Origin of the sequence: Pseudogracilibacillus amylolyticus (SeqCode) (genome assembly GCF_051918545.1) — a bacterium.
Classification (GTDB): Bacteria; Bacillota; Bacilli; order Bacillales; family Amphibacillaceae; genus Pseudogracilibacillus.
Genome location: NZ_JBPPZG010000165.1, coordinates 1 through 9,115 on the forward strand (window position 1 = coordinate 1; position 9,115 = coordinate 9,115).

Here is a 9,115-nt window from a genome sequence, read left to right on the forward strand (position 1 = left end):
TTGCTTTTGTATTTGGAGTATTTAATATGGACTTTTCAGGGATTGGCACATTCATTACAGCAATTGGAATATGTTTACTATCGGGTATTGTAATGAGTGGAATTCCTGGTGGCGGTTTTATTGGGGAAATGATGATTGTAACTTTATATGGACTACCGATTCAAGCATTACCGATTATTTCAGCTATTGGTGTAGTAGTGGATCCGCCAGCGACGATGGTAAACTCAACTGGTGATACCGTGGCGAGTATGGTAGTAACGAGACATTTGGATGGAAAAGAATGGATAGAAGTAGCGGAGGTCGAATAAGGAGTGTTTAGGGAGGCTAGGATAGACCAAAATTTATAAAATTTGAATCTTAATAGTGTACATCTCCCACTAGTAAAAATGCATGGTATATCATAAGCGATCAATTACGCTTTAAGTGGGGGATGTCACTAATTCATATAGTAATAGGATGTATGACAATACATGGGATCTGAAACCATTTTTTTCATAATCGAAATTTCATGAGTAATTTATAGTACACAATTAAATGTATGCTAACTTTTCGGTTGAGTATTTTTGACAAAGTTATGTCGAATCTGTAAAGAATCAAAAGCTTGTTTGAACAATCTGTCGTTATATGTTATGTTCATTATAAGGACTTGTAATATTCTGTTTCTTTACTTGATTAATAGATTAAAAGGTTCTTGTAAATCTTTTGTCAAGTATTAGCTATATTTGCGACAAATTGTTGTAAAAAAAAGAAACAGCTAACAAAATTTAACGATGGAGGAGATTGATTCATGGCACAACCAAGGTATATTACGGACATTGATCAAATTACACAAATACCTGAAGAAGAGCGTGAAAAATTAAAAGCGATTACAGACAAGTTTGTCTTTCGGGTAAATGATTATTATTTAGGTTTAATTGATTGGGAAGATCCAAATGATCCAATCAAGAAGCTAGTTATTCCAAATACGAATGAATTAGCAGATTACGGTCGCTGGGATGCTTCTGATGAAGATACAAACTATGTTGTTCCTGGTTGCCAACATAAGTATACGACTACTGCTCTGTTAATTTGCTCTGAAGTATGTGGGGCATATTGTAGATATTGTTTTAGAAAGCGCCTCTTTAGAAATGATGTTAAAGAAGCAATGATCGATGTGAACCCTGGAATTAAGTACATAAGTGAACACCCAGAAATCAACAATGTTTTACTCACTGGTGGAGACCCTCTCATTTTAGCTGCAAGAAGATTAGATATGATTTTCACACGTCTCCGTGAAATCGATCATGTTAAGATTATCCGCATCGGCTCCAAATTACCTGTTTTTAACCCAATGCGCATTTATGAAGACCAAGAATTGCTCGACGTCATCCGCAAACACTCTACAAAAGATAAACGTATTTATATAATGGCACATGTGAATCACCCGCGTGAAATAACAGAAGAAGCATATAAAGGATTCCAAGCATTACATGATGCTGGAGCAATTGTCGTTAACCAAACTCCGGTATTAAAAGGAATTAACGATGATCCAGATGTATTGGGAGAATTAATGGACAAACTATCATGGGCTGGAGTTACCCCTTATTATTTCTTTATCAACCGTCCAGTCAGAGGAAATGAAGATTTTGTATTAACTTTAGAAGAAGCTTATAACATTGTTGAAGGAGCGAAGGCAAAAACGTCTGGACTTGGAAAAAGAGTTCGACTGTCAATGAGCCATACGGCAGGAAAAGTAGAAATATTGGCGATTGAAGATGGAAAAGCATATTTAAAATTCCACCAGTCACGCGATGGAAACTATGGTAAATTTATGGTCTTAGATTGTCCAAAAGATGCAGCTTGGTTCGATGACTTACCAGGAAATGAACAATACTGGGACAAGCCTGAGAAAAAAATTGAAGAAGTTGTGTCTGTAAATAAAATGAGTGATATGCCAGAACAACGTAGACGTCGTCGAAGAAAAGTTGAACAAAACTAAGTTTTTAGCCAAAATAAAAGGGATTTAACATAGAGAAATCCGAACTATTATACAAAAAATTTGTATAAGTTCGGATTCTTCTTTTGCCTCCTTCTAAAAATCGTATCGTTCTTCATCGACATAACTTTACCTGAATCGGTTTTTGCTATCTTGGCGAATGACTGTACATGTTGCGAACTTAATTAGTATCTTCGAATCTACTATGCATCTTCCATTGTACGTTTTGATCGCTCGATCCTAATTGTATCCGACCTCATTTTTTAATAACATTTTTAAATATGCTATGATGGATGGTGGAATATAAGAATTTAGTAAAAATTTGTGGTAATTTTATTATTACTACAATCAAAGGTAACATAATTATTTAGTTGTCAAAGAGCAAGTTTTTGCTCTTGAAATATATAATACAAGGATTGATAAATATGCTTGACTTACTGAAATCTCACACATCGATAAGAAAATATAAGGATATACCAATCTCCGATGAAAAGTTTAAAGAGTTATTACAAGCCGCTCAACATGCAGCAAGTTCTCATTTTGTTCAAGCCTACTCCGTTATTCAAGTAAAGGACCCTGCAAAAGTTGAAGCATTGGGTAAGCTTTCCAAGAATGAACGTCAATTTGAAACTGCGGCATTATCGTTATTGTTCTGTGCTGATTTAAAGCGGGGACAAAAAGCGGTTCAATTACATGATAAAGATATCCTCGGGGATACAGTGGAAGACTTTTTGGTTGCTGTAATCGATACAGCACTTTTAGCACAAAACTTTGTAATTGCCGCTGAATCAGAAGGTTATGGTATTTGTTATATCGGCGGAGTCCGAAATAACCCGAAAGAGATTAGTGAATTAGTCAAATTACCAGACCATGTCATACCTCTTTTTGGAATGACTGTTGGCGTTCCCGATCAAGAAAATGAGGTTAAACCAAGAATGCCGGTAGAGTCTGTCATTCATATTGATCAATATGACGAGACAAAGTATAACGAACAGCTAATTACATATGACAATGTTTTTAACGAATACTACAAGCGACGTACTAGAAATAAAAAGGATATGACGTGGACGGAGACAATGGCAGATTTCTGGCCAAACAAAAGACGAGCTCATCTAAAGGAGTTCATTCAGTCAAAAGGCTTTTTGCAAGAATAAAAGTTAGGAGAGTATTTTCAGCTCTCCTAAAGAGGATGTTCAAAAAGTCCAGCAATAAATGTCCGGTAACTAGATTTCTTTTGTCGTCTATACGGATAGTGTTAGATTCTACAAAGAAGACGGTCATTCATCCCCCATTGAAATGTGGAGATGACCGCTTTTTAATCTAAACAACGATAAAACGGATAATAACTCTCCAGCGATTCCACTGCAACACCAATTAAAATAAACACTCCTAGAGAATTAAATTTGATTTGAATAGTCTGTTATCTCTATTATTCTAGAGGATAAATCCCATATTTCAACATGATTAGGTAAGTTAATTGAATTCTTAATTTAACTATAATATCCGTTCATTCTATATGAAACAGGCATATAGTATGATAGGAGGTGTTTTTCATGTTTGAAATATACGATATTGCTGTTGTTCCTGTGATTACGGGACTTGTACAGTTGTTTAAAATGGCGGGACTTAAAACAAAATATTCTCCCTTTCTTGCGGTTTTACTTGGAATCCTTTTTGGTGTATTCTATTTTAGTAGTAGTATAAAAGAAGGGGTACTTGTTGGACTAGTACTTGGATTATCTGCTAGTGGACTATATAGTGGAAGTAAAAATATGATGGAAAAAGAGAAAAAAGATGAATAAACCATAATATTTATAGCTTGAACCATACAATGAGGAGGTGGGATGAATGAGCAACATAAATAATATCATTTTATTTCCAACACTAAGAAATGAATTAGAAAATGCAGAGCGGGAAAGTTTTGAATTAATCCATCAACAAAATTATGAACAAGCACTTAAAAAACTAAACTTCTTACTTACTCATCAATTCTCTTCCTTTGAAATTCATATAAGTAAGTTAATCTGTTTAATCAAATTAAATCAGCTGACAGAAGCAGAACAATTTTGTGAAAGTTTATTAATGGACTACAATGATCCCCACTATTATGATTATTTAGATTATTATATGATGATATTATATGAAACTAATAAATTTTCCTATATTATTGATCTAATCAAAGTTGAGGAAAAAAGAAATACAATACCAGATAATTTTAGAAAAAAGTTTAGTGATTTGTACCGGTTAGCTTATCAAATGAATATTGTTCGTTCAGATGAATTAATTAATGAACTTCATCATGCCGTAAAAGAGGATAATCATCATAGACAATGGTATATAATTAATAAGTGGAAGGAATTAAAAGTTGACCCACCAGAAATGTTTATAAATTTACTTAAAGAGAAAAAAATTAATCCTGCAATCAAAACGCAGATTATTGAAATACTAATAGATAGTAATTTTAAATCAAGCGTGACGGTAGAGAAATTTGGAGAAAATCATACGATAGAACTAAAGAAATTGCAAAAAGTATCGGAACATCCAATTTATTTAAATACATTGCAACAATTACAAAATCTCGAACAAGAAAATCCAACGCTTTATCTACAAGTTAAGGAACTACTTTATCAATTTAGTTATATTCAATATCCAAAATTTTACCCGACCAATGATTTAACCGATGTTAAAAATGCGCTAATCTTATTAGGACATGAAAATTTATCACTACCGCATAGAGAAATTACAAATGAAAAAAAAGTGAATGACTATGTTGATATCATTAAACTATCGAATGAACTATATGTAAACATTTGCCTAGATTAGTATTTTAAATTAGTAATAATGTATATTATTTGAATGGAACTATCATTATGTTATACTAAAATGGTTGAATTAAAAATGAAATCAATAAACATGAAAAGTAATGAAATATATAGTTTACAATTAGTTGGAGGGAATAAAATGGCAGTAACAGCAAATTGGGAGAAAAAAGAAGGAAATGAAGGAATCCTAACAATTAATGTCCCAGCAGATGAATTTGAACAAGCATTAGATCAAGCATTTAAAAAAGTAGTTAAAGATGTTACATTACCTGGATTCAGAAAAGGAAGAATTCCACGTAAAATTTTTGAAAATCGTTTTGGTGTTGAATCATTATATCAAGATGCTGTAGATATAGTTTTACCGACAGCCTATAATGATGCTATTGATCAAACAGGAATTTTCCCTGTAGATCAACCACAAATTGATATTGAAGAAATTGAGCGCGGAAAAGATCTTATCTTTACATGTGAAGTAACTGTAAAGCCGGAAGTAAAGCTAGGTGAATATAAAGGGCTAGAAGTAGAGGAAGAATCCGTTGAAGTAACCGAAGAAGATGTAGAAAATGAGATGAAAGCTTTACAAGAAAGTCAAGCTGAACTTGTGTTAAAAGAAGAAGGGACAGTTGAAGAAGGGAACACAGTCGTAATCGATTTTGAAGGGTTCCTAGATGGTGAAGCTTTTGAAGGTGGAAAAGGAGAAAACCATCCATTAGAAATTGGTTCTGGACAATTTATTCCAGGTTTTGAAGAGCAGTTAATCGGGAAAGAATCAGGTGAAGAGACAGAAATAAATGTCACTTTCCCTGCTGATTACCATGCAGAAGACCTTGCTGGAAAAGAAGCGGTATTTAAGGTGAATATTCACGAAATAAAAGAAAAAGAAGTGCCTGAACTTGATGATGATTTTGCAAAAGACGTTGATGAAGATGTTGAATCACTAGAAGAGTTAAAAGAAAAGAAAAAAGAAGAACTTCAAAAAGAGAAAGAGCAGCAAGCTGAAAACAAAAAGCGTGAACAGCTAATTGAAAAAGTGACTGAGAATGCTGAAATTGATATTCCAGAAGCGATGATTGAAACAGAACTTGACCAAATGATGAGAGAATTTGAACAAAGATTGCAAATGCAAGGAATGACAATCGATAACTATTTCCAATTCTCCGGTCAATCTGAAGACGAATTAAAAGAGCAAATGAAAAATGATGCAGAATTGCGTGTGAAAACAAATCTAACGCTTGAGGCTATTCTTGAAGAAGAAAAATTAGAAGTTTCAGAAGAAGATATTGATCAAGAATTAGAAGAAATGGCATCACTATATAATATGGAGAAAGATCAAATTCTCGGTATGCTCGGTGGGAATGCAGACGTACTAAAAGAAGACCTAAAAATTAAAAAAGCAATCAACTTTATCGTAGACGAAAGTAAAGCAGTATAAACCGTTCAATGATGCATCTCCTTTGGCTCATGCAATATGGGTAGTTCAATGAAGACATCCAACATAGCGAACGTAACCGAACATTCTTACGCAAGAGATAAAGGAAACATGCTCGTTCAAAGGGTGGACGTGAGTTGGTCGCTATAGTAAGACGGAGAAAAGTTGAAATTTGTGTTAAGTACTCAGTACTTAAACTTAGGGCAATTAGCTTACAACCAGATAGAACAAGGTGCAAAACATACTGCACCTTGTTTTCACTTATTTAAATCCCTAAGTGGCAAATAGAATTTTAATAACGATGTAAAATGAGAATATATTTATAAAAATTTAATAAAATGGAACAATAGAGGAACATAGCTAATATTGACTAAGAATTATAATACTCTCTTGATGATGTTCGAAAATAAAATCCTTTAGTTGACGCAATAATTCAAGGGTGTATTATTTTATTTTCCAATTTGTATCTGATATGATTGCTTTAACGCATTGAAAATTGATATAGAGAGTTAAACGTTTAGGGGTGAAAATATGTTTAAATTCAATGAAGAAAAAGGACAATTAAAGTGTTCATTTTGTGGAAAAGATCAAGAATCAGTTCGTAAATTGGTCGCTGGACCAGGTGTATATATATGTGATGAATGTATCGATTTATGTACAGAAATTGTCGAAGAAGAAATTGGTATGGAAGAAGATGCAGAGGTTGAAGAAATTCCAACTCCAAAGGAAATTTGTGAAACACTCGACCATTATGTTATTGGTCAAGAAAAGGCAAAGAAAAATTTATCCGTAGCTGTTTACAACCACTATAAACGAGTTAACTCACCTAAAAGCTCAGATGATGTCGAGTTATCCAAAAGTAATATTGCAATGATTGGACCAACAGGTAGTGGTAAAACACTTCTAGCTCAGACGCTTGCAAGAATCATTAATGTACCATTTGCAATAGCGGATGCGACTTCACTTACAGAAGCTGGTTATGTTGGAGAAGATGTTGAGAATATTTTATTAAAATTAATCCAAGCTGCTGATTATGATATAGATAAAGCAGAAAAAGGGATTATCTATATTGATGAAATTGACAAAGTTGCTAGAAAATCAGAGAACCCTTCAATTACAAGAGATGTTTCAGGGGAAGGTGTTCAGCAGGCACTTCTAAAAATATTGGAAGGAACCGTAGCAAGTGTTCCGCCTCAAGGAGGCCGTAAACATCCGCACCAAGAGTTCATCCAAATTGATACAACAAATATTCTTTTTATCGTCGGTGGAGCATTTGACGGCATAGATCAAATTATTAAACGCCGACTTGGTAAAAAAGTTATTGGCTTTGGCGACGATAATAAACATGAAGAATTAGAAATGGGCGAATTACTGTCAAAAGTATTGCCAGAAGATTTACTTAGTTACGGGCTAATTCCAGAATTTATTGGCCGTTTGCCAGTAATTGCTAGTTTAGAACCATTAGATGAAGAAGCGTTAATTGAAATTTTAACGATTCCAAAAAATGCATTGGTAAAACAATATCAAAAATTATTCCAAATGGATAACGTTGAATTAGAGTTTGAGGAAGATGCTTTGGTTGAAATTGCCAAAAATGCAATGGAACGAAAAACTGGGGCTCGTGGACTTCGTTCAATCATTGAAAGTATCATGTTAGATATAATGTTTGAATTACCGTCCCGTGAAGATATCGAAAAGTGTATCATCACGAAAGAAACAGTTATAAAAGAAAATATGCGACCAAAACTGCTTTATACCGATGGAACAATCGAAGAAACAAAAAGTATCCCGAAGGAAAGTGCATAAGATTTAAAGAAAAAAGTATAGGATTAGACTGACTAGCTTGAGTTCATGCTCCCCTGTAATTCATATAACAGGGTAATGCTGACCGTTACAGTCAGTCTTTTCTTGTTGTTAGCATTATTGTTTAGCTTATTTAGAATAGGAAATACTATAAAGTAGACTTGACTCAGTTTTGGTAATGAGGCAGATGAGGAATTAGGGGATTCTGAGATCGCACTTATGATTATCTCGCTGTAAAGATTTCAGATCCAAATTTCTTACCGCTTTCTTGGAAAAAATGTTCATTTATTTGGAATAGGTGTAACATTTTTCTGACTTCGCCTTATGGACTGACAGTCAATGTGTATCCCTTATTCGGTACTTATCTCACGTTGTAGAGATGAAAGTTTGTAATGCCGTAAAGGATTAGTTAATGCTTAAAAGATGTTTATAGTTGGAGGTACGTATTATGTCAGTTGAACCAGTTCAAGTGCCGTTACTTGCATTACGCGGCATACTCGTTTATCCATCCATGGTCTTACATTTAGATGTTGGTAGAAAGAAGTCAATCGCTTCTTTAGAAACAGCTATGATGGGTGATCAAGCAATCTTTCTAGTATCCCAGAAGGAAGCCGCCATTGAGGAGCCTAAACCCGATGAGATATATCGAATTGGAACATTAGCAAAAATAAATCAAATGCTTAAACTCCCAAATGGAACTATTCGAGTTTTAGTTGAAGGATTACATCGTGCCGAAGTAATTCGTTATATTGAAGAGGATAATGAAGAATATAAAGTAGCAATTAATAAATTAGAGGATATTTCTGAAGATTCTCATGAAGAAGAAGCTTTAATGCGCCAGCTCGTATCTCAATTTGGCCAATATATAAAAGGGTCGCGAAAAATAACGAAGGAAACTTTGGCGACAGTATCGGATATTGACGAACCAAGCCGATTAACCTTTATGATTGCCTCACATTTACCAATCAAAGTGAAAGAAAAACAAGAATTATTAGAGATAGACAATGTAAAAGAACGTATGCAGCATTTATTAACAATTATTACGAATGAAAAGAAAGTGCTTGATTTAGAAAGAGAAATTGGAAA

8 protein-coding genes are annotated in these 9,115 nt (G+C 33.9%); all 8 read left to right on the forward strand.

Going from position 1 to position 9,115, the window contains the following annotated elements:
- A partial coding sequence (locus tag ACPYKA_RS15650) for a cation:dicarboxylate symporter family transporter (RefSeq protein WP_479543151.1) occupies window positions 1-308 on the forward strand: 308 nt, incomplete at its 5' end.
- A gap of 479 nt (window positions 309-787) precedes the next feature.
- Window positions 788-1,978 (forward strand): KamA family radical SAM protein, encoded by a 1,191-nt coding sequence (locus ACPYKA_RS15655; RefSeq protein ID WP_479543152.1) that lies wholly within the window; start codon window positions 788-790, stop codon window positions 1,976-1,978.
- Window positions 1,979-2,391: 413 nt separating this feature from the next.
- Window positions 2,392-3,129, forward strand: a complete 738-nt coding sequence (nfsA, locus tag ACPYKA_RS15660; RefSeq protein ID WP_479543158.1) for an oxygen-insensitive NADPH nitroreductase — start codon at window positions 2,392-2,394, stop codon at window positions 3,127-3,129.
- A 399-nt stretch (window positions 3,130-3,528) separates the two neighbouring features.
- On the forward strand, window positions 3,529-3,777 hold the full coding sequence (locus ACPYKA_RS15665; RefSeq protein WP_479543153.1) for a hypothetical protein: 249 nt from the start codon (window positions 3,529-3,531) through the stop codon (window positions 3,775-3,777).
- A 46-nt stretch (window positions 3,778-3,823) separates the two neighbouring features.
- Window positions 3,824-4,798, forward strand: a complete 975-nt coding sequence (locus ACPYKA_RS15670) for a hypothetical protein (protein WP_479543154.1) — start codon at window positions 3,824-3,826, stop codon at window positions 4,796-4,798.
- A 138-nt stretch (window positions 4,799-4,936) separates the two neighbouring features.
- Window positions 4,937-6,229: a trigger factor gene (tig, locus tag ACPYKA_RS15675; protein WP_479543155.1), complete on the forward strand. Its 1,293-nt coding sequence runs from the start codon at window positions 4,937-4,939 to the stop codon at window positions 6,227-6,229.
- A 528-nt stretch (window positions 6,230-6,757) separates the two neighbouring features.
- Window positions 6,758-8,032: an ATP-dependent protease ATP-binding subunit ClpX gene (clpX, locus tag ACPYKA_RS15680; RefSeq protein ID WP_479543156.1), complete on the forward strand. Its 1,275-nt coding sequence runs from the start codon at window positions 6,758-6,760 to the stop codon at window positions 8,030-8,032.
- Window positions 8,033-8,477: 445 nt separating this feature from the next.
- The coding region (locus tag ACPYKA_RS15685; protein ID WP_479543157.1) for an LON peptidase substrate-binding domain-containing protein at window positions 8,478-9,115 on the forward strand (638 nt) is incomplete at its 3' end.

Excerpts from the sequence above, each read along its gene's own strand:
- ACPYKA_RS15655 (WP_479543152.1), top strand. The coding sequence starts at position 788 with ATGGCACAACCAAGGTATATTACGGACATTGATCAAATTACACAAATA.
- tig (WP_479543155.1), top strand. The coding sequence starts at position 4,937 with ATGGCAGTAACAGCAAATTGGGAGAAAAAAGAAGGAAATGAAGGAATC.
- ACPYKA_RS15670 (WP_479543154.1), top strand. The coding sequence starts at position 3,824 with ATGAGCAACATAAATAATATCATTTTATTTCCAACACTAAGAAATGAA.
- ACPYKA_RS15665 (WP_479543153.1), top strand. The coding sequence starts at position 3,529 with ATGTTTGAAATATACGATATTGCTGTTGTTCCTGTGATTACGGGACTT.
- clpX (WP_479543156.1), top strand. The coding sequence starts at position 6,758 with ATGTTTAAATTCAATGAAGAAAAAGGACAATTAAAGTGTTCATTTTGT.